This window comes from Mycobacterium sp. NGS15 (genome assembly GCF_059813245.1).
Genome location: NZ_JCALEF010000002.1, coordinates 446183 through 471895, shown reverse-complemented (window position 1 = coordinate 471895; position 25713 = coordinate 446183). Strand labels below are relative to the sequence as shown.

Sequence of the window (25713 nt, the reverse complement as noted above, 5' to 3'; positions counted from 1 at the left end):
GCGAGCTTACAGCGCTGTGACGAGCGCCGTTGCCACCGCGGCCAAGCCTTCGCCGCGTCCCGTCAGACCCAACCCGTCGGTTGTGGTCGCCGACACCGAAACCGGCGCCCCGAGAAGGCCGGACAGTAGTTCCTGAGCCTCCGCCCGGCGGGGTCCGATCTTCGGCCGATTCCCGATGACCTGAACCGCAGCGTTACCGATCCCGAAACCGCTGTCGTGCAGCAGCTCCCGCACGTGGGTTAGCATCTTTGCCCCGCTGACACCCGACCATTCGGGCCGACCGGTGCCGAATACCGCGCCCACATCCCCGAGACCAGCTGCCGAGAGCAGGGCATCACATAGGGCGTGTGCGGCAACATCACCGTCCGAATGCCCCTCACAACCATCGGCATCTGGGAACAGCAGCCCGAGTAGCCAGCATTGCTTGCCCCCCTCGATCGGGTGCACATCGGTACCGATGCCTACCCGGGGCAATGCGGTCATTGGGGTACCTCTCTGCTCAGGATTGCCTCGGCCAACGTCATGTCGAGCGCTGTGGTGATCTTGAAGGCCAGCCGGTGACCCTCCACCACGTGAACGCTCTCACCGATCTGCTCGACGAGTGCGGCGTCATCGGTAGCGGTATCGCCGGCGGCCGCGTACGCGCGCCTGAGCACATCGGCCGCAAATCCCTGCGGAGTCTGCACAGCACGCAGACTGGCCCGGTCAGGTGTGCCGCTCACAACGCCCGCCGAATTAACCGATTTGATGGTGTCCGCGACCCCTATCGCCGGAATGACCGCGGAGCGGCCTTCATGTAGTTCTGCCACGATGCGGGCGATCATGTCCGGGGGGGTCAACGGACGAGCCGCATCGTGAACAAGAATCCAGTCCGCCCCGGCCACGACGGCCAGCCCGGCGCGTACCGAATCGGTGCGCTCGGCGCCGCCCTGCACAACCCTGGCAGCAGGCCCCAACAGGGCCGCGGCCCTATCTAGCTGATCGGCGCCGACTACGACTATTACCTCGTCAACGGCCCCGGAAGACAACAAGCCATCGACAGAACGCTCAAGCATGGTCCGGCCGCCGACAGTGACGAAGGCTTTCGGAATATCCGCACCCAGCCGCACACCGAGACCGGCGGCCGGGACTATCGCCGCCGTCCTACGAGGCAGCTGCGAGCACCTCGTCGAGCATGATGTCGGCCTTGGCTGCGTTCGTGTTCTCCGCGAGCGCTAGCTCACCGACCAGGATCTGACGAGCCTTGGCCAGCATCCGCTTCTCGCCTGCGGACAGGCCGCGCTCCTGCTCGCGACGCCACAGGTCACGCACGACCTCGGCGACCTTCTTCACGTCACCGGAAGCGAGCTTCTCCTGGTTGGCCTTGAATCGACGGGACCAGTTGGTCGGCTCTTCGGTGTGCGGTGCACGCAGCACCTGGAAGACCGTGTCCAGACCCTCGCGGCCCACCACGTCACGGACGCCGACGTACTCGGCATTCTCTGCAGGCACACGAACAGTCAAATCGCCCTGGGCAACCTTCAGGACGAGATACTCTTTCTGCTCGCCTTTGATGGTTCGGGTCTCGATCGCTTCGATCAGCGCTGCACCGTGATGTGGATAGACAACGGTGTCTCCGACCTTAAATATCATCTTGTTTCGTGCCCCTTTCGATACCCAATTCTATCATGGCGTATCTCGGCATGCGCACCAACGGCGCAGGTCAGGGGCACCGCAGGTGAACCCTCGGGGTTGACAGGGTGACGTTTTCGTGCATCCAGCAACCCTCGGCGGCCCCGCCGGCCAGCCCATAAACCAGCCCTCACAAGCGGTAATCCAGGTCACACCGGTTCCCCGATGTCGGGCTCGAACACCATATCCGGACGGATCTGGTGCGTCATCGCGCAAGCCACTCATCCCGAGCGCCCCCGCTGTTTTCGTCCTCGTGAGGCACCTACTACTGTCTATAGGACTATCGGCCGCAGGTGGATTTCGGACTGTCCGGAGCCGCTATCGAATCAGGGAGATGCCTGTGTTTCGCACTCGGTCCCAGCGCAGCACCGCTCGCGTTATGACACTTCTCGGTGCCGCGGTTCTCGCGACCGCCCTCGCTGGCTGCGGTTCGGGGCAGATCTCGCAGACAGCGAATCAGTCCTCTGCGATCAACGGTGGCAGCGCCAACCTCGGCAAGCTCGCCCTGCGCAACATCCACCTCGTCGGCAGCTCCGACCCGGTGAAACAGCGTGCTGGACAGAAGGCCGAGCTCGTTCTGGTCATCACGAATGAATCCGCTGACGTCAACGACAAACTCACCTCTGTTTCCTCTCCGGACGACATTGGCAAGGTGACACTGAGCGGAGACAGCGATATCCCGGCCACCGGCCGCCTGTTCGTAGGAGCCGCCGAAGGCCAAGAGCCTGCCGTCGAGGCCTCCGGTCCAGAAGGAAGCACCAGTGAGCACGGCGCCACCCCGTCCACCGAGCCCGGAGTCGCCACGACGGAGGTCAAGGCTCCAGAAGCCAAGCCGCAGACCTCGAACGATCCGACGATCAAGCGCGGCAAAGCGCAGCTGCAGCTGACGAAGGATCTGGCCGACGGCCTGACCTACCGGTTCACCTTTACCTTCGAGAAGGCCGGAGAGGTCACCGTCGCGGTGCCCATCGACGCCGGGCCGAGCGCACCTCGCCAGCACACTGGCAATGAGGGCGGCCACGAGGGTGGCGAGCACTAACCGAGCACTAACCGAGCACTAACACAGTCGCGAAGCGAGGGCCCGGGACGGCGATCCGCCGTCTCGGGCTCTCGCTTTTTTCGTGCTAGCTTGCGCCCATGAAACGGCTCTTTACCTGCACGGCGGTAGTGGCCATGATGGGCGCGGCCGTGACCGCGCCTGCCGCGCACGCGGCACCCAAAACGGTCACCTACAGGGTGTGGGCGGAGTACGGCCCACTCGTCGCGGCAACCATCGGTTACAACGAGGCAGACGGATCTCGACACGGCGCGATGAATCCGCAGTTGCCGTGGGGCAAGGACGTCACGTGGACCGATGACACCAAGCATCCCCTCATCAACGTCACCGGATACAACACCGGGGACGGTCCCCGAATCTTCTGTCAGATCCTCATCGACGGCCAGGTGGTCGACGAAGACGATCGCGTGGAGCTAGCCACCTGCAGCCATGTCACCGACGGCCTACCCCGCGAGCACTGCATGCGCGGCAATTCCGGTTCCATTGTCGGCATCTTCACCAAGGTGGATGGCGACCCTTGCAGTCGCGCTCAGTGACGCCGGCGGTGTGACGATTCGGCCCATTGGCCCGCCGTCGCCGTGATAGCTTCCGGCCCAAAGCCAGAACCGGGAGGACGCCGTGAAGCGAACGTTGGCAGCGGTAACTGCAGCGACAGCGGTCGTTGGCCTGATCCTTCCCGGGACGGCGCAGGCCGCGCCGCCCAAGGTGACCTATCTAGTGTGGGCCGCAGGCAAGACACCGGAAGCCGGCACCATCAGCTATGGCGACTATTCCGGACTGCCGCAGGCTGTCAGCGGGGTCAAGTTGCCATGGTCGGTCACGGTGGCCTGGCCGTACAAGGACACCGTCAAGCAGGTGACGGCGATCTGGGGCTCGGGCCACATCTATTGCCGGATTCTGGTGGACGGACAGACCGTCCTATCCAACGACGGCGAGAAGACCGTGAACTGTCAGGACCGGATCGTTCCGCTGCCCCCTGATTAGCGGAGCCGGAGGCGGCCTGACGACAAAGCTCAGGCAGCTGCCTGGAACCGGCGCCTCACCATCCGCACTGGGAACGCGACGATGTCTGCAATCGTTGCAATCGGCGACTTCTCGAAGAAGTTGTCCGGGAACGAAAGCTTGAACACCTTTTTGTAGACGCTTCCCAGCTGCTTCGCCATCGACGCCTCGTGATAGGCGATGCCGTACTTGTCGCACATCGCGCGAACCTCCACCGCAATCTCCGCATAGCGATACGCGGGGAGGTCAGGGAACAGGTGGTGCTCGATCTGATAGCTCAGGTTGCCCGAGAGGATGTCGATGCCCTTCCAACCGGTGAAGTTGGCCGAGCCGAGGATCTGGCGGTAGTACCAAGCGGCGTGGCTCTCGTCCTCGGTCTCTTCGATCGAGAACGTCTGAACCTCCTCAGGGAAGTGACCACACCAGATCACCGACGACGCCCAGAGGTTGCGGACCAGGTTGGCCGCCATGTTGCCGAGGAAGGTAAACGGCGCGCCCGGACCCGAGAGCAGCGGGAAGATGACGTAGTCCTTGAGCGCCTGCTTGCCGGCCTTCGCGCGGAACCGGGCAAGCCCGTCCTTCATGTCGGACCACGACTTCTCACCCTTGAAGAACTTCTCCGACTCGAGCTCCTGGAGCGCGGTTCCCCACTGGAAGAAGATCTGCAGGGCGGCACAGAAGACGGGGTTGAGCAGCCAGATCGGGTGCCACGGCTGCTCCTCGGTCATGCGCATGACGCCGTAACCCTCGGCGTCATGGTCTTTGCCGACGATGTTGGTGAAAGTGTGGTGCACGTAGTTGTGCGTGTACAGCCAGCTGTCGGCGTGAATCGTGTTGTCCCAGTCGAAGTTCTTCGACGTGTAGGCCGGGTCCTGCATCCAGTCGTACTGACCGTGCATAACGTTGTGCCCGATCTCCATGTTGTCGATGATCTTGGAGAGAGAAAGCGCAACGACTCCTCCCAGCCAGGCCGGGGGGAACCAGCCAGCCCACAGCAGCGCGCGGCCGGCGAGTTCGAGCTTCTTCTGCGTGGTCACGATGCCGCGGATGTACTCGGCATCCTTCTCACCAAGGTCGGCGACGATGCGGGCACGCAGGGCGTCCATTTCCTTGCCGAACTCTTCGATCTGCTCGGAAGACAGTTTCTTGAGGTCGTTCGGCCTGGCCGGGGGTGCGTAAGTAGTCGGCTTCTTCTGGTTCTTCTGCTTGGCGGCGGGTGCGAAAGTGGTCATTTCCGTGTCTCCTTCGGGGCTAGTGGTAGCGGCTGGCTCGGCATTGATCAGAGGGCGATGACGACGTCGCCGATGGGCTTGTTGATGCAGAGCTTGACGTTGGTGTCACCGTCGCTACAGAGGTCGCCGTTCAGAACGTTCTGGGTCGTTCCACTGTCCTTCTTGCGAACACACGTGAAGCAGATGCCGATGCGGCAGCCGTACTCCGGGGTCAGGCCCGCGGCCTCAGCCTGCTCGAGGATCGTCTGGCCGTTGTTGGCGACGGCCGTATTCGACTCGGAGAAGGTGAGATCACCTTCGGCCTCGTCGGTGCCGACGGTGCGAATGGGAGCGGCGAACTGCTCAAGGTGAAGCTTGTCCGAGAGACCCTCGGCATCGAAGATCTCACGGACCGCGTTCATCAGCGGCACCGGGCCGCATAGATATGTCTCGGCTTCTGCGTAGTGGCGGTCAGCGGCGAGCAGGTGCTCCTTGCTGAAGTAGCCTTCGAGGTCTCCGTCGGCCGCTTCGGTATACGCACGGAAGATCCTGACGCCGTCGTACTTGGCCTTGATCTCGTCGATTTCAGCCTGGTAGATCACGTCGTCCTTGGTGAACGCGTAGTGCAGGAAGGTGATCTTTCCGATATATGCCTTGTCGGTGAGCGTGCGCAGCATCGACATCACCGGCGTGATTCCCGAACCACCGCTGATCAGCAGGATGCTCCGCGGATGCGGTAGCGGCAGATAGAACTCGCCTTGCGCAGCCGAGATCTGCACGACCAAGCCGGGCTCGGCGTTAGCCAGCACCCAGGGCGAAACAAGTCCGTTCGGGTCCACTTTGATCGTGAGCTCGATCTGGCCGTCACGACGGAACTGCGAATTCGCCGGCGAGTAGCAACGAGTGCGGCGGATGCCGTCGATCTCCACCGAGAGCTTGACATACTGTCCGGCCCGAAAGCCCTTCCAGTTGGCATTGGGACGCAGCGTCAAAGTGACGCTGTCCTTGGTCTTCCGGACGACGTCGGTGACCTCGGCGCGAGTCTCAGTCGTGGACCACAACGGATCAAACATCTCGAAGTAGCGGTCAACTCCGTGCGGAGTCGTGGCCGCCTTGACGAACGAGGAGGTCAGCACCCGACGCGCGAGCCGAGAAGAAGTCAAAGCCTGAATATCGAGAGGCATGCTTGGCTCCATTTCGGTTAACAGTTGTACACCAATAACAGTATGACAGGACGTCTTCGGTCGCAAGTCAGGTCGCCGTGACGCTCATAACGCCGGACATATTGACACAGTTCAGAGCATATATTTATAAAGTTTCCCCACTGCGCTTTCCTGGCAGTGCGCCTCCACGACCAATTCGCTCAGAGTTCTCATAAAAAGTGCACAGTTGAATACCAATCGCGGCGACAGCAGGAAACATATCCAGCACGAATGCTCGACCGGCCCGGAGCCCGGAGCACTGGTGACACGGGATCGCCGTGAGTGACACGGGATTGCACAGACATCTACCGAGCCCGATCCCGATAGAAGCCACCGTCAGCCTCAGCTGCGCCGCGTTGGCCCGGTCTTGTCACACCCGGAGGCTAACGTCGCGGTGTGGCCAAACCCCGCGCGCAATATCGCTGTTCGGAATGCCAGCACACCACCGCCAAATGGGTGGGTCGCTGTCCCGATTGCGGTACCTGGGGCAGCGTCGGCGAGACCGCTGTGCTGTCCACGGTCGGCGGACTAGGGGTAGCGCGGTCGGTGGCGCCTGCCACGGCGGCAGTGCCCATCACCAGCATTGCGACCGACAGCACACGGCACCAACCCACAGGCGTCTCCGAACTCGACCGGGTGCTCGGCGGCGGTGTCATCACCGGCTCGGTAAACCTGCTGGCCGGCGAGCCCGGCGTTGGGAAATCGACGCTGCTGCTGAAGGTTGTCCACCAGTGGGCGGCCTCGGGCGGACGAGCCCTGTACATCAGCGGTGAGGAATCCGCGGCCCAGGTCCGACTGCGGGCCGAGCGCACCGGCTGCATTCACGACGAGGTGTACCTGGCGGCCGAGTCCGATCTGCACAGCGTGTTGGGTCACATCGATGCTGTCAAACCCACACTGGCGGTTATCGATTCGGTACAGACAATGTCCACGACCGATGCCGACGGGGTGACCGGTGGTGTCACGCAGGTACGCGCGGTGACAACGGCACTCACCATGGCTGCCAAGTCGTCGGGGGTGGCGATGGTGCTGGTCGGTCATGTCACCAAAGACGGCGCCATCGCGGGCCCGCGGTCTCTGGAGCACCTGGTGGACGTGGTGTTGCATTTCGAAGGCGATAAGCACTCGGCATTGCGCATGGTGCGTGGGATCAAGAACCGATTCGGCGCTGCCGACGAGGTCGGATGTTTTGAGTTGCGCGACAAGGGAATCGAATGCGTCACCGACCCGTCCGGCTTGTTCCTGGAGCATCGCGAGAACGCCGCGGCGGGTACCGCGGTAACAGTTACCGTCGACGGCAAGCGCCCGCTACTCGGCGAGGTGCAATCCCTTGTCACGACATCGACCAATCCCTCGCCACGCCGCGCCGTCAGCGGGCTCGATCACGCCCGTTCGGCGATGGTCACCGCGGTGCTGGAACGGCACGGCCGAATCCCCTTGGGCAATAACGATATCTACATGGCGACGGTGGGCGGCATGCGAATGACCGACCCGGCCGCCGATTTGGCTGTCCTGATGGCGGTAGCTTCCGCGTACACCGATATCGCGCTACCGGCCAACATGGTGTTCATCGGCGAGGTCGGGCTGGCGGGCGATATCCGCCGCACCGCCGCCGTGGGCAGACGCATCGCCGAAGCCGCACGCCTCGGATACACGCACGCGGTGATACCTCCCGAAGGGGACGACCTACACCCCGCCGGAATGCATCTACTACGTTGCCCCACAGTGGGCAGGGCCCTCGAGGTGCTCTCGGAAGCCCGCCGAATCGAGCCCGAAAAGCGCCCGAGCCTGCGGCTCGCACGCAGCCGCGCCGACGGCGCTACGGACTGATACCAAGCGCCCGCGAGGCACCGTCTCCGTAGTGCGCGTCCGGGTCGATGATCACGAAGATGCCCTGCGAACCGGCCACCAGTTCACCGTCTATACGCGCACTCGCCGTCGTGTACAGCTTGCGCCCGGCCCTGCCCTCCACAGCGCTAGCCAAATCCACCGTCGCCCCAACGGGAATCGGCCTGCGATAGTCGATCTCCAAATGCGCTGTGACAGCGATCAGCTGCGTCACGATGCCCAAAACACCCTGGAGTTCATCGAAAATGGCCGCCATCACGCCGCCGTGGATGACTCCCGGTCCACCCTCCAGTTCTGGGAGCACCTCAAACTGTCCCGTGACGCTAGCGCCGTCACCGGCGTAGAACCGTGTCCCCCACAGGTCCTCCTCGGGCCCCGGGTAGCTGAACCTGCGGGGCCAACCCGGGTTCAGTACGGCACCTGAGGCGGGAGCTTCCGGGCCGCGACTAACGGCCTCTAGCCCCTCGGGCAACGTCCACGTCGACATGACCACGTAATCTAACTGCGGCGAACCGAGCCTGGAGAGGGAGGGGCGCGATGGACAACGCGGAAGCCAACGCACGGATGCGGGAGACCCTGGCCCGGTTGGCGCCGGGCACACCTCTACGCGATGGGCTGGAACGCATCCTGCGTGGTCGCACAGGGGCGCTGATTGTTCTCGGCTACGACGACAAGGTCGAGAGCATCTGCGACGGCGGCTTCTCACTCGACGTCGCCTTCGCCCCCACTCGACTTCGTGAGCTGTCCAAGATGGATGGCGCGGTAGTGCTGGACACGGACGGATCGCGCATCGTGCGCGCCAATGTGCAACTGGTGCCCGACCCGTCCATTCCGACCGACGAGTCCGGCACCCGGCACCGCTCTGCGGAGCGAACCGCCATTCAGACGGATTATCCCGTTGTGTCGGTGAGTCATTCGATGAACATCGTGAGCGTGTACACGGCCGGTATCCGGCACGTGGTCATGGATTCGGCGACCGTCATGTCGCGGGTCAACCAGGCGGTATCCACCCTGGAGCGCTACAAGACACGGCTGGACGAGGTGACCTCGTCGCTGTCCACCGCGGAGATCGAGGACTTTGTCACCCTGCGCGATGTCATGACGGTGGCGCAGCGCTTGGAGCTGGTACGCCGGATCAGTCAGGACATCGAACTCGACGTCATCGAGCTGGGCACCGACGGACGGCAGCTCAAACTGCAGATCGGCGAGCTTGTCGGCGATAACGACACCGAACGCGAGCTACTGGTACGGGACTATCACGCCAATCCCGAACCCCCGTCGCAGGCGCAGATCGCATCAACTCTTGAGGATCTGGACGCCCTCTCGGACACCGATCTGCTGGATCTGACGGTGCTGTCGCGGACATTCGGATACCCGTCCACCGTCGAAGCCCAAGACACCGCGATGAGCTCCCGCGGCTACCGGGTGATGACGCACATCCCCCGGCTGCAGTTCGCGCATATCGACAGGCTGGTCAGAGCCTTCGGATCTCTGCAAGGGCTCCTGGCCGCCAGTGCGACCGACTTGCAGTCGGTGGAGGGCATCGGAGCCATGTGGGCCCGGCACATCCGGGAGGGGCTATCCCGGCTTGCCGAGTCGACCCTTACCGAACAGACCGGCTAGGCCGGCGGGGCGGCAGGCGGAGGCGCGTCGGCAGGCTTCTCGCCGATGATGAAAGGTACTGGTGCACTGCGCAGATCCCCCAGCTGTACCACCAGCGAGTAGGTTCCCGGGCCGATGGCCGGACGCGGCAGCGGGCAGTTCGGCGCTGAGCCCATTCCGGTCCAGGTGACCTCGGTGGTCACCTGCTCTCCCGGGTTGAAGGTTTTGATGGAGTTCTCTTGCGACGGAGCGCAGTCCAGGTTGGCCCAGATCCGCTTGTTGTCGATGCTGAACACCGACGCGGCCAGCACGGCGGCACCCACATCGCGCTTGCACTGCACCAGGCCGATGTTGGTGACCACCATGGTGAACTTGGGCTGCTCACCGGCAAGATAGCTGGGCTTATCGGTGGAGGCTTTCACCGCAAGCGTCGCGTCGGGGCAGTCGTCACCAGGGTTCAGGGCCACCGGCGGCACCAGTTCGGGCTTGGCAATGGGCGGCCCGTCATGGACCGGAGCATCCGCAGGCTTATCGGTCGGCTTTTTGATCTCGTTGGGCGGCAGGATGACCGGCTGACCGGCCGGGGACGCCGCCTCAGCGGGCTGATCCGCGGCCTTCGTGTCAGCTCCTGCACTGCCACCTACCAGCGCAAAGATCACCGCGGCAACGATGGCAACCACGACCACCGCCACGCCGATCGCGAGGGCGCGGCGCCGCCAGTAGATCTCTGAAGGCAGCGGGCCTGAGGGGTGCATGTCAATCACGATTCAACGGTAAGCGCAGGTCACTATAGGATGGCCGACCTCGCTCGGCGTGTCGGCGAGCTACGCAGACTTCACAGTGCTATTTGGGGGCTATTCGGGGGCCGTTGGGGGCTATTTGCAGCCATCCCACGTCAGTTCACGCAGGGAACGCCGCTACTGCTGCCGACCACCGGCTTACCCGAGTCCGGCGGTGCGTAGTCAGAGGAGTCCGAGCTCGACGAGCCGGACATCGAGCTCGCGGTGCCGATGTCTTCAGCGCTCAAGACATCGGATGGCGCGGAGTACCCGTCGCCCAACATGACTCGAATTCGCCCGGGCGCCAGCGTCGGATCTACGCTGGGCTTCGCGTCGATACCCAACATGGTTGACATCGCTTTGGCGTCGGCACCAGCGCCTGCACCGTAATCGATGGTGGTACTGGTCGATTCGCCACTTTCCGGATCCCGCACGTCGCCCTTGGTGTAACCGCGGCTAACCAGTGCCGACGAAATCGTGGTCGCCAGACCGGACGTCGACGTGGCGTTCACGACATCGACTGTGCTGGTAGGCGTCGCCGGGGCAGACACGTGCGCCGAATCATCGCCCGTGAAGGCGGCGGCCACCTTGGCCCGGATCGCGACCGGGTCGACGATGTTGACGTCCGCACCGTTGATGGTGTCGTATCGCACCACGGGCAGAGTCTGGAAGTTCACATTGCCGTCCGCGATCTGCCCGATGCGCTGGAATTGCTTCTCGGTCCAACCTTTTGACAGCACGACATCCTTGTGGACGACGTTCATCAGGCCGTTGAGTTTGGTGATGTCGGTGAGAGTGCCGGCATTGCGCAGCTGCTGCATCACCGAAATCAGGAACGCCTGCTGGCGATGGGTGCGATCGAGGTCGCCGTTTTCCAGCCCATGGCGCTGACGCACGAACGCCAATGCCTGTGAGGCATTGAGTGTTTGTTCTCCCGCCTGGAAATTGGCACCCGAGTAGCTGTCGTAGACGGCATTGTTCAGGCAGACGTTGACACCACCGAGCTCGGAGGCCAAGTCGTAGAAGCCGACGAGATTGACCTCGGCGAAGTAGTCGATGGGCTGACCGGTCAGACGGTGGACGGCATTGAGGGTGGCACGGCGGCCGGCCTCGCGGCTCTGCTGCTCCAGCGCGGCCTGATCGGTGACGCCCTCGCTGACCAGCTTGTCCGCCTCATTGGCCTTGGTCAGGCCATAGGCTTCCTTGATCTTGATGTGCTTGTAGCCGGGGATGCCGTCGGCCGGTACCCAGTCGTCGCGCGGGATCGAGAACGCGGTGACCTTGTTGTCGGCACCGACGTGCACGAGGATCAACGTGTTGGTGTTGTAGCCGCCCGCGTCCGAATCACCGGCATGTAGCTGGTTCAGCACCGCCTTGGGCAGGTCGTTGCCGTCCTGATCCTTTCGCGAATCAAGGCCGATCAGCAGCATGTTCATGGAGCCGTCGCTCGACTTGCCACCTTCGGCCTCCGCCCCCGAAGTGGGGACGTGGCTGAACGCCTTGTAAAACACCTGCCAACCGGCGCCGGTTACCACCAGGCTGCCGCAGGCCAGCAGTGCGAAGATGATGCGCCCGGCCGCAGTTTTACTTACCGACCAGCGGTTATTCGACTTAGGTAGTGCGTGCTTCGGCCGACTGCGACCGCTGTCGCGGCTCACCGGTCATTACCCCGATGTGGCAGCAACGTACACACCGAACTACCCATCCCTCCCCCAGAGAAATCTGCATTCGTTCTAATTCTCCCATCACAGGCGGCAAGATGCCATGTGACGTTTGCCGAAGGGGGCTTGACCTCGGGGTTTGGGATTATTACTCGCCAATATCGCCGACGTGGCCGTGTAGAACGACGCGTCCGTCGGCGAGTTTGTAGGTCAGATACACCAGGGCAAGCTTTTTGGCCTTGACCGCATCGGCCACCACCTGCGAGCGCTGCAGCAGCTTGATACCGGTCTCTTCGACATGGCGGGCCTCGAACTCATCAATCCGGGTCAGCCCGTCCTTGCGGCCACCCAGAATCGAGGGCATCACCCGCACCACCAGATCACGGATATACCCGCCCGGTACCTCACCGGTGTCCAGGGCCGCCACCGTGGCGCCCACCGCGCCACAGGAGTCATGCCCCAGGATCGCGATCAGCGGCACCCCCAACACCGCCACCGCATACTCGATCGAACCCAGCACCGCCGAGTCGATCACCTGACCGGCGGTACGCACGATGAACATGTCACCCAGGCCCTGATCAAAAATGATCTCCGCGGCCACCCGGCTATCAGAGCAGCCGAACAACAGCACATGCGGATTCTGACCATTGGCCAGCTCGGCGCGACGCACAACACTCTGACTCGGATGCTGCGGGTAACCACCAACAAAACGCTGGTTACCCTCTTTGAGTGCCTTCCAGGCGGACCTCGGATCAGCTGTCATACCCGTCATTGTGCCCTGACGAACTTTTGAACTGGTTTGATGTCGCCGAGCGGGATCTGCCGTGGCGTCGCCCCGAAGCGACACCGTGGCACATCCTCATCAGCGAGGTGATGCTTCAGCAGACCCCGGTATCCCGGGTGGAACCGGTGTGGCGGGAATGGGTGGCGCGGTGGCCGGTTCCGTCGGCGATGGCGAAAACTTCTGTGGCAGAGGTCTTACGCGCATGGGGAAAGCTCGGTTATCCGCGCCGGGCCATGCGGTTGCATGAGTGTGCCACCGCGCTGGCCCGCGACTATGACGATCAGGTACCCGACGATGTGGAGATTCTGCTCACGCTTCCGGGCGTGGGTGCGTACACGGCACGCGCTATTGCCTGCTTCGGGTACGGGCAGCGGGTTCCCGTGGTGGACACCAACGTTCGCCGGGTAATCGCACGGGTGGTACGCGGCGTTGCGGACTCGACTCCCTCGGCACGCGACCTGCGGGACGCCGAGGCGCTGCTGCCCGCCGACAACGGCGCACGGTTCTCGGCGGCGCTCATGGAGTTGGGCGCCCTGGTGTGCACCGCGCGCGCACCGCAATGCCCGCTCTGTCCGCTCAGTTCCTGCACGTGGCATGAGGCGGGGCACCCCGAGTTGGACACACCGGCGCGGCCGGTGCAGAAGTATGCCGGCACCGATCGTCAGGTACGTGGGCGGCTGTTAGATGTATTGCGCGGCAGCAGCATTCCCGTAGAGCGGGCACAGCTCGATGTGGTGTGGCTCTCCGATATCGCCCAGCGAGACCGCGCATTGGATTCACTGTTGGTCGATGGATTGGTGGAGCAGACCCCGGATGGCCGCTTCGCGCTTGCCGGCGAGGGCGGCTAGCCGGCAGCCACCGCGAAGGTCTTGCGGTAATCAGTGGGGGTGATGCCGACGCCGCGGCGGAAGTGATGGCGCAACAGAATCGCGGTGCCGAAACCGCTCCGCGCCGCGACGGTATCGATGTCAAGATCCGTCTGTTCCAACAAACGCCGGGCCAGCAGCACCCGCTGGTCGATGATCCAGCGCATCGGCGTCACACCGGTCTGGTCGGTGAACTTACGGGCGAATGTACGAGTCGACATGTGCACGCGCGCCGCAAGATCGGCCACCGTATGCGTCTGATCGATGTTTTCGATCAACCAATCAAAAAGTCCACCAAAGCCGTTGGTTTCCACGTCGGATACCGGCTGTGGGATGAACTGACGCTGGCCACCCGCACGCTGCGGCGGTACCACCATGCGTCGCGCGATCTTGTTGGTGATCTCGCTGCCTAACTCGCGGCGCACCAGATGCAGGCAGGCGTCAATGCCCGCAGCCGTCCCCGCGCTGGTGATGAGGTCGCCGTCGTCGACGAACAACACGTCGCGATCGACGGTCGCCGTCGGATGCCGCCGGGCCAACTCGTCGGTGTACATCCAGTGCGTGGTGCAGCGGCGTCCGTCCAGCAGCCCTGCCGCGCCGGCGATGAAGACACCTGAGCAGACGGTGAGCACGGTGGCTCCGCGGTCTGCCGCGGCACGCAGCGCCTCCAGGGCCTCCGGTGGATAACCATGGGTAAAGGGGCGGGCAGGAACCGCCACCAGATCGGCGTCGGCGAGCCCCTCAAGCCCACGATCCGGGATGATCGACGCCCCCACTGTCGTGCGCAGTGGAACACCGGCCTCGACTCCGCAGACGCGGAAATCGAAGTTTGGAACGCCGTCGCTGGCGCGGTCAATGCCGAAGACCTCGCAGATCACCCCGAACTCGAAAACGGCAACCCGGTCGAGGACCAGGGCAGCCACCGAACGCAACATGGCTGAATATTATCGAAGATCGTCAATTCCGCCACTGTTGGCGCGATATGCATCAGAAGACAATTATTGCCATGACCATCCTCGCCGCCGTTCTCGTACTGACATTCCCGTTCGCCCTGGCGGTCGCCCTGAGCTGGATCGCCCGCCGAAACAAGACCTTCCGAATCCACCTCGACCAGTTCCGAGTCGCAGCACCTCTCGGCGGCACCTTCGCCGATGACCGCGACCTGGAACGGCAACTACACGAAATGGAAGTAATCCACTCTCGGCGCTAGCGAACTACCGGGCTCCGTGCGCGGCGATGAATTCCGTGACAGCGGAACGGTACCGTTCGGGAGCATCGTCGTGAATCAGATGCCCCGCCCCTTCGATCTTCGAATAGCTTGTCTTCCAACCTATCTCGGCCATCTTACGCATCTGCCCGGGCGGCGCCACGGTGACCGACGCCTCCAGCAGCAGTGACGGACAACGCACCCCTCGCCACTGGTCCCAGAATTCACGGACACCCCATTCCGCGGCAGTGGCGATCCATTTGTCTATCGGGCCATGTAATCGCCAGCCCTCGGGAACCCGGTCAAACGCCTCCAGAAAGTACTGGCCTGCAACAGATCCGAATCTACTGATGACATCTGTGGCAGACGTGAAAACTTCTGGCCAGGAGTACAGCCAGGGTTCCCAGGGGCCGGTGGTTCCGCCGACGAAATCGGGGGCCATGTCCTCCACCACCAGCGCCGACACCAGCTCCGGATGTTCGGCCGCCAGGCACCACGAATGCAGTCCGCCCATGGAGTGGCCGATGAGCAGGGCCGGCCTGCCGAGCTCGCCCACGGCCTTCGCGAGGGCATCCACGTAGCGCTCTGTCGAAATCGGTTGGGAATCAACGACATCCCGCCCGCGATGCCAGGGCGCGTCATAGGTGTAGACGCGGCCCAGCTCCCGCAACCAGGGTAACTGTCGCGACCAGGTGCTTCCGCGGCCCATCAAGCCATGCACAAGGACGATGGACGGCGCCCCCGACGCCCCCGACGTTTCTGACAGGCCGCCTCGGTCGAGCAGGCAGTCCGGGTCCATGTCTGTCATCATCACCCCAATCATCGCCCCGAATCACGTGGGAGGCCGCACGGTAACCTGAACCCATGTCCGTGGTGAAGATCAACGCAATCGAGATCCCCGAGGGTGCAGGTCCGGAGCTGGAGAAGCGGTTCGCTCACCGCGCCGGAGCAGTCGAGAACCAGCCAGGATTCCTGGGCTTTCAACTGCTGCGCCCCGTCAAGGGAGAAGACCGCTACTTCGTGGTCACCCAGTGGGAGTCCGAGGAGGCCTTCCAGGCCTGGGCCACCGGTCCGGCGGTCGAAGCACATGCCGGCCAGCAGGCCAAGCCCGTGGCTAAGGGCGCCCACCTGTTGGAGTTCGAGGTTGTGCTCGACGTGACCGGGGCCGCCACCAAGGCGTGAACAGGGGTTCGCTGCGCGCGCGCATGACGCGCGCCGTCTCCGTATGCACGGTGGCAGTGGTGACTCTGTCGGTGGGCGGTATGGCGGGGTGTGGCATCAAACTGCGGCAGGTGCCGCACGGTGACGTCGATACCAGCACGCCTCCGGGTCTGCGCTCACAACAGCTGATCGACATGTTGAACTCCAACTGGCCGATCGGCAAGCAGGGTGTGGCGACGCTGGCCGCCGCCAACAAGGTCGACGACTACACCGAGATCATGACCAAGCTGTGGGTCGATCGCCCATACAAGGTGAGTTCCGTGGATCTGGCGGCAAACAGCTCCACCGTCCACCTGATCGCCCCCTATGGCGCCAATGTCGACATCGGGCTGCGTACCAACAACAAGGGCGACGTCGACAGGCTGGTTCCGTATCAGCAGCCCCCGACCATCGCCGAGTGGTCGGATGTCGACACCGCGCTGTCGGCATCAGGCGGCCGGTACTCCTACCGTGCCTCGAAGATCGTCAACGGCCAATGCGAACAGGTCGCCGGAACCAATACCTCCGAATCCATGCCGCTGGCTTCGGTTTTCAAGCTCTATGTGCTCTTGGCCACCGGCACCGCCATCAATGCGGGCACCCTCACCTGGGATGACCAACTCACCGTCACAGATCGCGGCAAGGCGCTGGGAAGCTCGATGGACAAGCTCCCGACGGGCTCCACGGTGTCGGTGCGCACTGCCGCCCAGAAGATGATCTGGGTGAGCGACAACATGGGCACCGACATGCTGATCAACCGCCTCGGTCGGCACGCGATCGAGAAGGCCCTTGCCGACGCGGGACATCATGACCCGGCATCGATGACCCCCTTCCCCACCATGCATGAGCTGTTCAACATCGGGTGGGGAATACCCGATGTCCGTCAGCAATGGAAGGACGCCACCACACCCGCCCAGCGCGGGCAGATGCTCGCTGAGGCCGACACCCACCCCTACAAGCTGGATCCGGACCGGACCACCACGCCCGCATCGAAATTCGGCATCGAGTGGTACGGCAGCGCCGAGGACATCTGCAGGGTCCACGCGGCCCTGCAGAAGGTTGCCGTCGGCCCGGCAGCTCCGATTCGCGGCATCCTGTCAGCAGAGCCCGGTATCGATCTACACAGCGAGAATTGGCGGTATATCGGCGCCAAGGGCGGCAATCTGCCCGGTGATCTGACCTTCAGCTGGTACGCCGAGGATCGCAACCGTCAGCCGTATGTGGTGAGCTTCCAGCTGAATTGGGACCGCGCGTTCGGCCCGGGCGCGGCCGGATGGGTCATCGGCCTGGCCAAGGGCGTCTTCAAGAAGCTGGGATGAGCGCTCGCGCGAAGACCACCAAACTGGGATGAGCGCTCGCGCGAAGACCACCAAACTGGGATGAGCGCCCGCGCCTCTGTTTGTTTCTGACGAGTCTGAATCTCACGACGGTTTCGTGGCAGAAAGCGTCGTGAGATTCAGACTCGGCGGCCGGCTAACCGGTAACAGGCGTCTCGGCATAGACGGGCTTGCGGCCGACCACCGTTGCGAACCCGATACCGATCGTCGCCCACATAATGGCCTGCGTCGTGAACGAGTACAGCCGGAACAGATACAGATCGTGCGCCGGGAAACCTGGATAGACGATCTTCCCGTCAGCATCGAGCAGCGGTTGGGGCGCCTCGACAAATCCCGGCGTAACCGCCATGACGAGCCCGACCAGGAGGACGAACGTCGCCGCGGCAACAAGCGTGGCCGTCCAGGTATCGACACGCTCGGAGAGCTTTCGGCCCGCCCACAGCGCCGCCGCCAACGCGATCGCCGCGACCAGAATCATCAGCACGAAGTATCCGGTGCGCTCTTCGATGGTGCCCTCGGCACTCGCCGCCGGCGGGTTGGCCGGGAACTTCAAGAACGGCACCAGATACAACACAAGAAATAGACCGCCCGCGACGGCTAGTGCCTGCGCACGCGGGCTGAGATTGCCAACCCGGCCGATCGCGACCACGTACGCCACCGCGAACAGCGCGCCCATCGCGATTCCGAATCCGATGACACCGAGCGCCAAGCCCGCGTTGGCCTGGGCGAAGCGGCTGAACAGTTCCGCACCCTCGTGATGGGCATGGATACCGGCCGCCTCGTCGAGTACACCCTGCACCTCGCCTCTGCCTTCTTCATAGGCGATGGCCCTGTCGATGACGGGCTCGACGAAGATCCATCCGAAGATGAAGGACAGGACACCACCCAGTGCGCCGAAGCCTAAGCCGCGCAGAATTATTGACTTTTCCATGTATTGGGTCCGCTGCTAGTGGCAGGGGAAGCCGAGCAGGTGGCGGGCATCATGCACGAACTCATGAACATGCATATCGCTGCCGAAGACCGACACCGCACCCTGATCGATGCCGATGAAGTAGTACGCGAGCAGCCCGAGGAGGGTGGTCATGCTCAACCACAGCGCTGCCTGGGGAATCGACACCGCAACCGGATGGCTGGCGGACGTTGTGTGTGCCATGTTGCTCCTTTTCGGAATACCGCGTCCCGGATTTGATCATTCTCTTGTGGAATCGACAGGCCGGGGTCTGACTCTCACAGTGGCGCGACCGTCCTGGGATTACACCAGGTTCCCATCCTGTCGAAGGACGAACTGAGCCTAGTCGACGCAGCTCGGCCGTGCGTTCGAGTGATAGTTTTGGCCTCGCATTGGTTTCTCCGAGAGCACCAGGAAAGTGCTTCCGGAGATCGCAAGAGGGAATCCGGTGTGAATCCGGAGCTGCCCCGCAGCGGTATGTGGAAACGACAGCGGCACGTAGAGCACTGGGTTCAGGCCCGGGAAGCAGCCGCCAGTAGGTGAGGCGCACAAGTCTCGTGTTCACGAGTCCGAAGACCTGCCAACGCGGCCGCACCGCCCGGTGCAGTCATTCGCCAGTGCCGAGGGATCGCCTGGTGGGTAGCGCCTATGTGGCATATCCGTCATGCCCCGGTATCTGCGATCCGACGACGCAGGAAGACCGATGCCCGCAGCACAACCCGAGCGGCCGGTGGTCCTCGCGGCGGCTGGTGGCCTGGTGGCGCTGGTGCTGCTGTCGATCGGTGCGCTCGCGTTCGGCACCGCCGACGTGCCCTGGCGCGACTGTCTGCATTTCCTCTGGGTGGGCGCGACAGGCGGCTCCGTTCGGGCCGCCGATGCGGCGAACTACCGGATCGTCATCGAGTCCAGACTGCCACGGGTGATACTCGCCATCCTCGTCGGCGCGGGACTGGCCGTGGTGGGCGTACTCGTGCAAGCAATGGTCCGCAACGCCCTGGCCGATCCCTACGTTCTCGGCATCTCGTCAGGGGCCTCGGTGGGCGCCACCGCGGTGGTGGTCTACGGGGCGCTGGGCACCTTCGGCGCCTATGCGCTGTCGCTGTCCGCATCGCTTGGCGCCCTCGCCGCGACCGCGCTTGTGTATCAAATCGCCCGTACCCCACAGGGTTTGGTACCGCTGCGGCTGGTTCTGGTAGGTACCGCAGTGGGCTACGGGCTATCCGCGGTGACGACCGTGCTGGTGTTCTTGGCGCCGAATGGCGAAGCGGCGCGTAGCGTCATGTTCTGGCTGCTCGGCAGCCTGGGGGCGTCGTCCTGGGACAAGGTCCCGGTGGCACTCGCGGCAACCTTGATCGGGATCCTCTGTGTCGCGGGGCTGGCCCGCCAGCTCAACGCCCTCGCGATGGGTGACGAGGTGAGCGCGTCGCTGGGGCTGCACGCCGGGCGGTTCCGGGGTGCACTGTTCGTGCTGTCGGCCGTCATGACTGGATGTTTTGTATCCATCTGCGGAGCCATCGGTTTCGTGGGACTGGTCATTCCACATGCGGCACGGCTACTGGTCGGCGCGGATCACCGCCGGGTCTTGATCGTGGCGCCGGTGCTTGGTGCATGCTTCCTTGTCGCCGCCGATCTCGTTGCGCGGACCATGATTCCACCACAGGAGCTTCCGCTGGGCGCGATCACCGCGGCCGTCGGAGTACCGGTCTTCGTCGGACTGATGCGCCGCCGCGCGATGTCTGCGGGAGCTGTCGGCTGATGGATGTCGCCTATCGGAGCGTGTCGGTTGATATCGCAGGCAGCCGAATCGTCTCGAGTATCGACATGCAGGTTGAGTCGGGTGGATTCGTCGGAATTGTCGGGCCCAATGGCAGCGGCAAGTCGACAACCCTGCGTTGTCTGTACCGTGCGCTTACTCCTGCCACCGGCGACGTAGCGGTCAATGGCGTGTCGGTACGGGCGCTCAGCATGCGGGAGAACGCCCGTCAGGTGGCGGCACTGACCCAGGACATGTCCTTGGATTTCGATTTCACAGCCGCGGAAGTGGTTGCCACCGGTCGGCTGCCGCACGGTACATCCCTGCGCGGCACCTCCGAGCTGGACCGCCGCATCTGCGCGGAGGCCACCGAGACGGCGGATGTGACGGCGCTTGCGGATCGCAAGTTCAGTTCTCTCTCCGGCGGGGAGCGCCAACGGGTTCTCATTGCCCGCGCCCTCGCACAGCAGCCGCGGGTCTTGGTGCTGGACGAGCCCACCAATCATCTGGACGTACGCCATCAGTATTCGATACTCAGTTCGGCTCACGTGCTGGGTATTACGGTCATCACCGCTCTGCACGACCTCAACCTCGCGGCACAGTACTGCGACACGATCCACGTCATGGCCGAGGGACGCATCGTGCTGTCAGGTTCACCGCACGAGGTCATCACCGCCGAATCCATCGGCCGATGGTTCGGCATCGGCTGTCATGTCATCGCGCACCCACGAAGCGGTGTTCCGCAGGTCATCTTCGACGCTCAGCGCGAAAGGTAGGAGAAGGAATGAAGGCGCTCATCGGTATGGCGGTGGTGGTGTCGCTGCTATCGGCAGGCTGCGCGACCATCGAGGCGCAGAGCCCCGGAACAGGGCGGGTGTCCGTCGAAAATTGCGGTGCACCGCTTGACGTTCCGATACCGGTTACCCGAGCCGTCAGCAATGACACCGGGGTTACCGAGCTGATGTTCGCACTCGGCTTACAAGACCGGATGGCCGGCTACTTCATGGACGCCGGACAGGATCGGGACGTCAAGACCTCGCCGTGGAAGGCGCAGTTTGAGTCCACCACCAACCTGGGCCAGGGATTCACCCGCGAAGCGGTGCAAGCCGCGCGGCCCGATCTCGTATTCGCCGGGTGGAGCTACGGATTCAACGAGACCTCGGGGCTGACCCCGGATTGGGTACGGTCGATCGGGTCGGTGCCCTATCAGCTGACCGAGGCATGTCGTCAGCCCGGCACAGTCCGGCGCGGTATCAAGCCTCCCCTGGACGCCCTCTACGAGGATCTGGCCAACCTGGGGGCCATCTTTGGAGTTCAGGAACGCGCGACGGAGTTAATCGCCACCTACCGCAAAACCATCGACAGCGTGCAGTCACGCCTGCCCCAGGGCCGGCCGCCCGCGCGCGTCTTCCTGTACGACAGCGGCGAGGCCGAACCGTTCACCTCCGGCAAGAACGCCGCGCCACAGCAGATCATCGAGAAGGCCGGGGGCAGCAACGTCTTCTCCGATCTCGACGACAGTTGGACCACAACCGCATGGGAGACCGCCGCCCAGCGCGACCCGCAGGTGATCATCATCTGCGACTACGGGGTGGGCCCCAACAACACCGCCGGCACGAAGATCAACCTGCTCAAGGCACAGCCACTGATGAAGCACACCCAGGCGGTCCGCGACGGAAACTTCATCGTGCTGCCCTACGCCGCCCTGGTCGAGGGACCGCGCAATCCGGACGCCATCGTCACCCTGGCGAACTACCTGCGCGACAAGGGATTCTGAACCCTGTCGGCGTCTAGGGCTAGGGTGACGACATGAGCTCGCCCACCACCCTCGGCCTGATGGTGCCGCCATCGCTCGCACCGGAACGGCTACTCGAGACGGCACGGGCCGCCGATTCCGCCGGGCTCGATCATCTGTGGGTATGCGAGGACTGTTTTGCGACCACATCGATCGCGTATGCCTCCCTGGCACTTTCGGCCACCGCGCGGATCCGCGTGGGTACAGGATTCCTCTCGGCACCGGTACGCAATGTCGTGACCGCCGCAATGGACTACAGCATTCTGGCCCGCAATTTTCCCGGCAGGGTGCTACCGGGAATCGGGCACGGCTGGCAGCCTCACATGGCGCAAATTGGCGCCAAGGTCGGCTCGCCGCTGACCCTTCTCCAGGAGTATGTGACCGCACTGCGGGATCTGTTGGCGGGCAAGGAAGTCAGTACCGACGGGCGGTATGTGCGGCTGGATGGGGTCCGGCTGGACTGGCCGCCCGCGGAATCACTGCCCATCATGGTCGGCGCGGACGGGCCCCGCTCGCTGCGACTGGCCGGCCGCCTGGGCGACGGCACGTTGCTGACCAGCATGGTTCCCGCCGAAAACATCGCCGCCCACTGTGCCCTGATAGCCCCCAGCCCCGGTCACCGGATCTTCTTGAGCCGCACCATCAGTGTCGGCCCTGGTGCTGCCCAACTCATCGCGAACGACCCCGGCCACTACCCGGGGATATCCTTTGACGCTTCGGCGAGTCTCGGCGGAGAGGCCGCTGAGGTCGCCGAGCAGCTCCACGCGCTACGGGATCTCGGCGTCACGGACTTCATCGCGTCCCCGACCGGAAACGAGCCCGATCTCGTCGGTTACATCCACAGCCTGGGCCAGGAGGTACGGCCCCTGCTGGCGGGCTGATCCCGCGACAAAAAACGCCGAGTGCGAGCTGTGATGCTCACACTCGGCGTTTTTGGGTTGTCTACTCCGAGGCGGAGGCCGCCAGGTCGGCGGCCGGCTCCTCACCGGTGACCAGAGCGGGCTTCGGACGGCCGACGAACGTGAACTTCGCGTCCTCGCCGGCGCCTTCGCCGTCCCAGCCCTCGACGTCGACCGTGACCAGCTCGCCGGGACCGATCTCGTTGAAGAGAATCTTCTCCGAGAGGGTGTCCTCGATCTCGCGCTGGATGGTCCGTCGCAACGGCCGCGCACCCAACACCGGGTCGAACCCACGCTTGGCGAGCAACGACTTGGCCTTGTCGCTGAGCTCCATCGCCATGTCCTTGACCTTGAGCTGCTTGCCCACCCGTCCGATCATCAGGTCGACCATCTCGATGATCTGCTCCTGAGTCAGCTGCTCGAAGACGATGATGTCATCGATGCGGTTCAGGAACTCGGGCCGGAAATGCTTCTTCAGCTCGTCGTTGACCTTCTGCTTCATCCGCTCGTAGTTCGAGCCGCCGCCGCCCTCGGAGAACCCGAGGCCAACGGCCTTCGAAATGTCCGAAGTGCCCAAGTTCGAGGTGAAGATCAGCACCGTGTTCTTGAAATCGACCGTTCGACCCTGGCCATCGGTGAGACGACCATCCTCGAGGACCTGCAACAGGGTGTTGTAGATCTCCTGGTGAGCCTTCTCGATCTCGTCGAACAACACGACGCTGAACGGCTTGCGACGCACCTTCTCGGTGAGCTGACCGCCCTCCTCGTATCCGACGTATCCCGGAGGAGCACCGAACAGCCGTGAAGCGGTGAAGCGGTCGTGGAACTCGCCCATGTCGATCTGGATGAGCGCGTCGTCGTCGCCGAACAGGAAGTTGGCCAGCGCCTTGGACAGCTCGGTCTTACCGACACCCGACGGTCCGGCGAAGATGAACGAACCCGAGGGGCGCCGTGGGTCCTTCAGACCGGCACGAGTGCGGCGGATGGCCTTCGAGACGGCCTTGACGGCGTCCTCCTGCCCGATGATCCGCTTATGCAGCTCGTCTTCCATGCGCAGCAGCCGAGTGGTTTCTTCCTCGGTCAGCTTGAACACGGGGATACCAGTCCAGTTGCCCAGCACCTCGGCGATCTGCTCATCGTCAACCTCAGCGACCACGTCCAGATCACCTGAACGCCACTGCTTTTCACGATCTGCCCGCTGACCGACCAGCTGCTTCTCGGAGTCGCGCAGCCGCGCTGCCTTCTCGAAGTCCTGAGCGTCGATGGCCGATTCCTTCTCCCGGCGCGCATCGGCGATCTTCTCGTCGAACTCGCGCAGGTCTGGTGGAGCGGTCATCCGGCGGATGCGCATGCGGGCGCCCGCCTCATCGATCAGGTCGATCGCCTTGTCCGGCAAGAACCGGTCGTTGATGTACCGGTCGGCCAGGGTGGCCGCCGCAACCAGCGCACCATCGGTGATGGACACCCGGTGGTGTGCTTCGTAGCGGTCGCGCAGACCCTTGAGGATCTCAATGGTGTGCTCGACGGTCGGCTCGCCCACCTGCACCGGCTGGAAACGACGCTCCAGGGCGGCATCCTTCTCGATGTACTTGCGGTACTCGTCGAGAGTGGTAGCACCGATCGTCTGCAGCTCGCCGCGGGCCAGCTTGGGTTTGAGGATGGAGGCCGCGTCGATTGCGCCCTCGGCCGCGCCCGCACCGACCAGCGTGTGCAGTTCGTCGATGAACAGGATGATGTCGCCGCGGGTGTTGATCTCCTTGAGCACCTTCTTCAGGCGTTCCTCGAAGTCACCGCGGTAGCGGCTGCCGGCCACGAGGGACCCGAGGTCCAAGGTGTACAGCTGCTTGTTCTTCAGGGTCTCGGGCACCTCGCCGTGCACGATGGCCTGCGCCAGGCCCTCGACGACGGCGGTCTTACCGACACCGGGCTCGCCGATCAGCACCGGGTTGTTCTTGGTGCGGCGGCTCAGCACCTGCATGACCCGCTCGATTTCCTTCTCGCGGCCGATGACCGGGTCGAGCTTGCCTTCCATGGCGGCAGCGGTCAGATTGCGTCCGAACTGGTCGAGGACCAGCGACGTGGAAGGTGTGCCGGCCTCGCCACCACGGCCCCCAGTACCGGACTCCGCAGTCTCCTTACCCTGGTAGCCGCTCAGCAGCTGAATGACCTGCTGGCGCACCCGGGTCAGCTCGGCGCCCAGCTTGACGAGCACCTGAGCTGCGACGCCTTCACCCTCACGGATGAGACCCAGCAGGATGTGCTCGGTGCCGATGTAGTTGTGGCCGAGCTGCAGCGCCTCGCGCAAGCTCAGCTCCAGCACCTTTTTGGCGCGGGGAGTGAAGGGAATGTGTCCGGACGGTGCCTGCTGCCCTTGGCCGATGATCTCCTCGACCTGGCTGCGCACCCCCTCCAGGGAAATGCCCAGTGACTCCAGCGACTTGGCGGCAACGCCCTCGCCCTCGTGAATCAGACCCAGCAGGATGTGCTCGGTGCCGATGTAGTTGTGGTTGAGCATGCGGGCCTCTTCTTGGGCCAGCACAACCACCCGCCTCGCGCGGTCAGTAAATCTCTCGAACATCGGTCTCCCTCGCTTCCTCGTCCGGCCTTTGCGCAAGCGGTTCATCCTGCCGCTCGGGGCTCCCCCCAAACGGCTCATCTCCGCTGGCACTAGGACCTAATCGCCACTCTAGTGGTCAGCCGTAGTCGGTGCGGTGCTCGCATACCAGGAGATGGCCCCTGAAGGTACTCAGAGGAACTCACGGAACCCGGCGGAACCGTCCCCAAATATGCGAATCACCGCACCCGGCGGTGCTTGTTAGGCAACCGAACAACGCCAGATACGGTGAAAACGTTTCCGATTTTGGCCCGGATTCGCCCTAAGCGAAATTCC

The 25713-nt window shown here is 63.7% G+C and carries 27 protein-coding genes and 1 riboswitch; of the genes, 13 read left to right on the top strand and 14 right to left on the bottom strand.

All coding sequences use genetic code 11. The features are described 5' to 3' along the window. Positions 1–6 precede the first annotated feature (6 nt). The 3 genes from ispF to AC5Y5C_RS06590 are packed head-to-tail and all read right to left on the bottom strand — an operon-like array spanning position 7 to position 1632. Complete coding sequence (gene ispF, locus AC5Y5C_RS06600; protein WP_499970211.1) at positions 7–483, bottom strand: 2-C-methyl-D-erythritol 2,4-cyclodiphosphate synthase; 477 nt, start codon at positions 481–483, stop codon at positions 7–9. Beyond that, complete coding sequence (gene ispD / locus AC5Y5C_RS06595; RefSeq protein ID WP_499970660.1) at positions 480–1154, bottom strand: 2-C-methyl-D-erythritol 4-phosphate cytidylyltransferase; 675 nt, start codon at positions 1152–1154, stop codon at positions 480–482. The genes ispF and ispD overlap by 4 nt, the downstream gene beginning before the upstream one ends. Continuing rightward, complete coding sequence (locus AC5Y5C_RS06590; RefSeq protein WP_499970209.1) at positions 1144–1632, bottom strand: CarD family transcriptional regulator; 489 nt, start codon at positions 1630–1632, stop codon at positions 1144–1146. Before AC5Y5C_RS06590 ends, ispD begins: the two co-directional genes overlap by 11 nt. A gap of 379 nt (positions 1633–2011) precedes the next feature. Between AC5Y5C_RS06590 and AC5Y5C_RS06585 the strand changes: the two genes are divergently transcribed. The 3 genes from AC5Y5C_RS06585 to AC5Y5C_RS06575 all read left to right on the top strand — a co-directional run bounded on the left by AC5Y5C_RS06585 (position 2012) and on the right by AC5Y5C_RS06575 (position 3712). Beyond that, positions 2012–2710 (top strand): copper chaperone PCu(A)C domain-containing protein, encoded by a 699-nt coding sequence (locus AC5Y5C_RS06585; protein ID WP_499970207.1) that lies wholly within the window; start codon positions 2012–2014, stop codon positions 2708–2710. Between the two features lie 98 nt (positions 2711–2808). Next, positions 2809–3264 carry an MmpS family transport accessory protein gene (locus AC5Y5C_RS06580; protein ID WP_499970205.1) on the top strand — a complete coding sequence of 152 codons (456 nt, stop codon included), beginning with the start codon at positions 2809–2811 and terminating at the stop codon, positions 3262–3264. 82 nt (positions 3265–3346) lie between these two features. Continuing rightward, on the top strand, positions 3347–3712 hold the full coding sequence (locus AC5Y5C_RS06575; RefSeq protein WP_499970203.1) for an MmpS family transport accessory protein: 366 nt from the start codon (positions 3347–3349) through the stop codon (positions 3710–3712). Between the two features lie 29 nt (positions 3713–3741). Here the strand turns inward: AC5Y5C_RS06575 and AC5Y5C_RS06570 are convergent, their stop codons facing one another. Then, entirely contained in the window at positions 3742–4836 is a 1095-nt protein-coding gene (locus AC5Y5C_RS06570) for a fatty acid desaturase family protein (RefSeq protein WP_499970658.1), read from the bottom strand. A gap of 173 nt (positions 4837–5009) precedes the next feature. After that, the gene (locus AC5Y5C_RS06565; RefSeq protein WP_499970201.1) at positions 5010–6125 is read right to left on the bottom strand and encodes a ferredoxin reductase; all 1116 of its coding nucleotides are present in this window, start codon (positions 6123–6125) and stop codon (positions 5010–5012) included. Between the two features lie 414 nt (positions 6126–6539). Here AC5Y5C_RS06565 and radA point away from each other — a divergent pair, with 414 nt between their 5' ends. Beyond that, positions 6540–7973 (top strand): DNA repair protein RadA, encoded by a 1434-nt coding sequence (gene radA, locus AC5Y5C_RS06560; RefSeq protein WP_499970199.1) that lies wholly within the window; start codon positions 6540–6542, stop codon positions 7971–7973. Here the strand turns inward: radA and AC5Y5C_RS06555 are convergent. Then, a complete protein-coding gene (locus tag AC5Y5C_RS06555) occupies positions 7963–8478 on the bottom strand; it encodes a PaaI family thioesterase (RefSeq protein WP_499970197.1) in 516 nt (171 codons plus the stop codon). The two genes, radA and AC5Y5C_RS06555, sit on opposite strands and share 11 nt — an antisense overlap. A 50-nt stretch (positions 8479–8528) precedes the next feature. Here AC5Y5C_RS06555 and disA point away from each other — a divergent pair, with 50 nt between their 5' ends. Next, complete coding sequence (disA, locus tag AC5Y5C_RS06550) at positions 8529–9614, top strand: DNA integrity scanning diadenylate cyclase DisA (protein WP_078331302.1); 1086 nt, start codon at positions 8529–8531, stop codon at positions 9612–9614. On the opposite strand, the gene AC5Y5C_RS06545 is transcribed toward disA, so the two are convergent. The 3 genes from AC5Y5C_RS06545 to AC5Y5C_RS06535 all read right to left on the bottom strand — a co-directional run bounded on the left by AC5Y5C_RS06545 (position 9611) and on the right by AC5Y5C_RS06535 (position 12796). Continuing rightward, complete coding sequence (locus AC5Y5C_RS06545; RefSeq protein ID WP_499970656.1) at positions 9611–10354, bottom strand: hypothetical protein; 744 nt, start codon at positions 10352–10354, stop codon at positions 9611–9613. The two genes, disA and AC5Y5C_RS06545, sit on opposite strands and share 4 nt — an antisense overlap. A 134-nt stretch (positions 10355–10488) precedes the next feature. Then, complete coding sequence (locus tag AC5Y5C_RS06540; RefSeq protein ID WP_499970195.1) at positions 10489–12030, bottom strand: LCP family protein; 1542 nt, start codon at positions 12028–12030, stop codon at positions 10489–10491. Between the two features lie 151 nt (positions 12031–12181). Then, a complete protein-coding gene (locus AC5Y5C_RS06535) occupies positions 12182–12796 on the bottom strand; it encodes a carbonic anhydrase (RefSeq protein WP_499970194.1) in 615 nt (204 codons plus the stop codon). Positions 12797–12822: 26 nt separating this feature from the next. Between AC5Y5C_RS06535 and AC5Y5C_RS06530 the strand changes: the two genes are divergently transcribed. Next, positions 12823–13665, top strand: coding sequence for an HhH-GPD family protein (locus AC5Y5C_RS06530; protein WP_499970654.1), 843 nt, complete (start codon positions 12823–12825; stop codon positions 13663–13665). On the opposite strand, the gene AC5Y5C_RS06525 is transcribed toward AC5Y5C_RS06530, so the two are convergent. Next, the gene (locus AC5Y5C_RS06525; RefSeq protein WP_499970192.1) at positions 13662–14618 is read right to left on the bottom strand and encodes a helix-turn-helix domain-containing protein; all 957 of its coding nucleotides are present in this window, start codon (positions 14616–14618) and stop codon (positions 13662–13664) included. The genes AC5Y5C_RS06530 and AC5Y5C_RS06525 overlap by 4 nt on opposite strands. 71 nt (positions 14619–14689) lie before the next feature. Here AC5Y5C_RS06525 and AC5Y5C_RS06520 point away from each other — a divergent pair, with 71 nt between their 5' ends. Continuing rightward, positions 14690–14893 carry a hypothetical protein gene (locus AC5Y5C_RS06520; protein WP_499970190.1) on the top strand — a complete coding sequence of 68 codons (204 nt, stop codon included), beginning with the start codon at positions 14690–14692 and terminating at the stop codon, positions 14891–14893. A 4-nt stretch (positions 14894–14897) separates the two neighbouring features. On the opposite strand, the gene AC5Y5C_RS06515 is transcribed toward AC5Y5C_RS06520, so the two are convergent. After that, positions 14898–15698, bottom strand: a complete 801-nt coding sequence (locus AC5Y5C_RS06515; RefSeq protein WP_499970652.1) for an alpha/beta fold hydrolase — start codon at positions 15696–15698, stop codon at positions 14898–14900. A gap of 56 nt (positions 15699–15754) precedes the next feature. Here AC5Y5C_RS06515 and mhuD point away from each other — a divergent pair, with 56 nt between their 5' ends. Together mhuD and AC5Y5C_RS06505 are read left to right on the top strand one after the other, a co-directional pair. Next, positions 15755–16072, top strand: coding sequence for a mycobilin-forming heme oxygenase MhuD (gene mhuD / locus AC5Y5C_RS06510; RefSeq protein ID WP_499970188.1), 318 nt, complete (start codon positions 15755–15757; stop codon positions 16070–16072). 23 nt (positions 16073–16095) lie between these two features. Beyond that, positions 16096–17409, top strand: a complete 1314-nt coding sequence (locus AC5Y5C_RS06505) for a serine hydrolase (protein WP_499970186.1) — start codon at positions 16096–16098, stop codon at positions 17407–17409. 154 nt (positions 17410–17563) lie between these two features. Here AC5Y5C_RS06505 and AC5Y5C_RS06500 read toward each other — a convergent pair whose 3' ends face one another. Both AC5Y5C_RS06500 and AC5Y5C_RS06495 read right to left on the bottom strand, forming a co-directional pair. After that, positions 17564–18358 (bottom strand): CbtA family protein, encoded by a 795-nt coding sequence (locus tag AC5Y5C_RS06500; RefSeq protein WP_499970184.1) that lies wholly within the window; start codon positions 18356–18358, stop codon positions 17564–17566. 15 nt (positions 18359–18373) lie between these two features. Continuing rightward, positions 18374–18580, bottom strand: coding sequence for a CbtB domain-containing protein (locus tag AC5Y5C_RS06495; protein WP_499970182.1), 207 nt, complete (start codon positions 18578–18580; stop codon positions 18374–18376). A gap of 172 nt (positions 18581–18752) precedes the next feature. After that, a riboswitch (cobalamin riboswitch) is annotated at positions 18753–18975 on the top strand. Positions 18976–19079: 104 nt separating this feature from the next. On the opposite strand from AC5Y5C_RS06495, the gene AC5Y5C_RS06490 reads away from it, so the two are divergent. Genes AC5Y5C_RS06490 through AC5Y5C_RS06475 form a run of 4 tightly spaced genes read left to right on the top strand, consistent with a single transcriptional unit; the run spans position 19080 to position 22805 of the window. Continuing rightward, positions 19080–20132 carry a FecCD family ABC transporter permease gene (locus tag AC5Y5C_RS06490; RefSeq protein WP_499970180.1) on the top strand — a complete coding sequence of 351 codons (1053 nt, stop codon included), beginning with the start codon at positions 19080–19082 and terminating at the stop codon, positions 20130–20132. After that, the gene (locus tag AC5Y5C_RS06485; protein ID WP_499970179.1) at positions 20132–20905 is read left to right on the top strand and encodes an ABC transporter ATP-binding protein; all 774 of its coding nucleotides are present in this window, start codon (positions 20132–20134) and stop codon (positions 20903–20905) included. Before AC5Y5C_RS06490 ends, AC5Y5C_RS06485 begins: the two co-directional genes overlap by 1 nt. 8 nt (positions 20906–20913) lie before the next feature. Further along, positions 20914–21906 (top strand): ABC transporter substrate-binding protein, encoded by a 993-nt coding sequence (locus AC5Y5C_RS06480; RefSeq protein ID WP_499970177.1) that lies wholly within the window; start codon positions 20914–20916, stop codon positions 21904–21906. A gap of 32 nt (positions 21907–21938) precedes the next feature. Next, on the top strand, positions 21939–22805 hold the full coding sequence (locus tag AC5Y5C_RS06475) for an LLM class flavin-dependent oxidoreductase (RefSeq protein ID WP_499970175.1): 867 nt from the start codon (positions 21939–21941) through the stop codon (positions 22803–22805). A 61-nt stretch (positions 22806–22866) separates the two neighbouring features. Here the strand turns inward: AC5Y5C_RS06475 and clpC1 are convergent, their stop codons facing one another. After that, positions 22867–25401 (bottom strand): ATP-dependent protease ATP-binding subunit ClpC, encoded by a 2535-nt coding sequence (gene clpC1, locus AC5Y5C_RS06470; protein WP_499970173.1) that lies wholly within the window; start codon positions 25399–25401, stop codon positions 22867–22869. Positions 25402–25713: the final 312 nt, after the last annotated feature.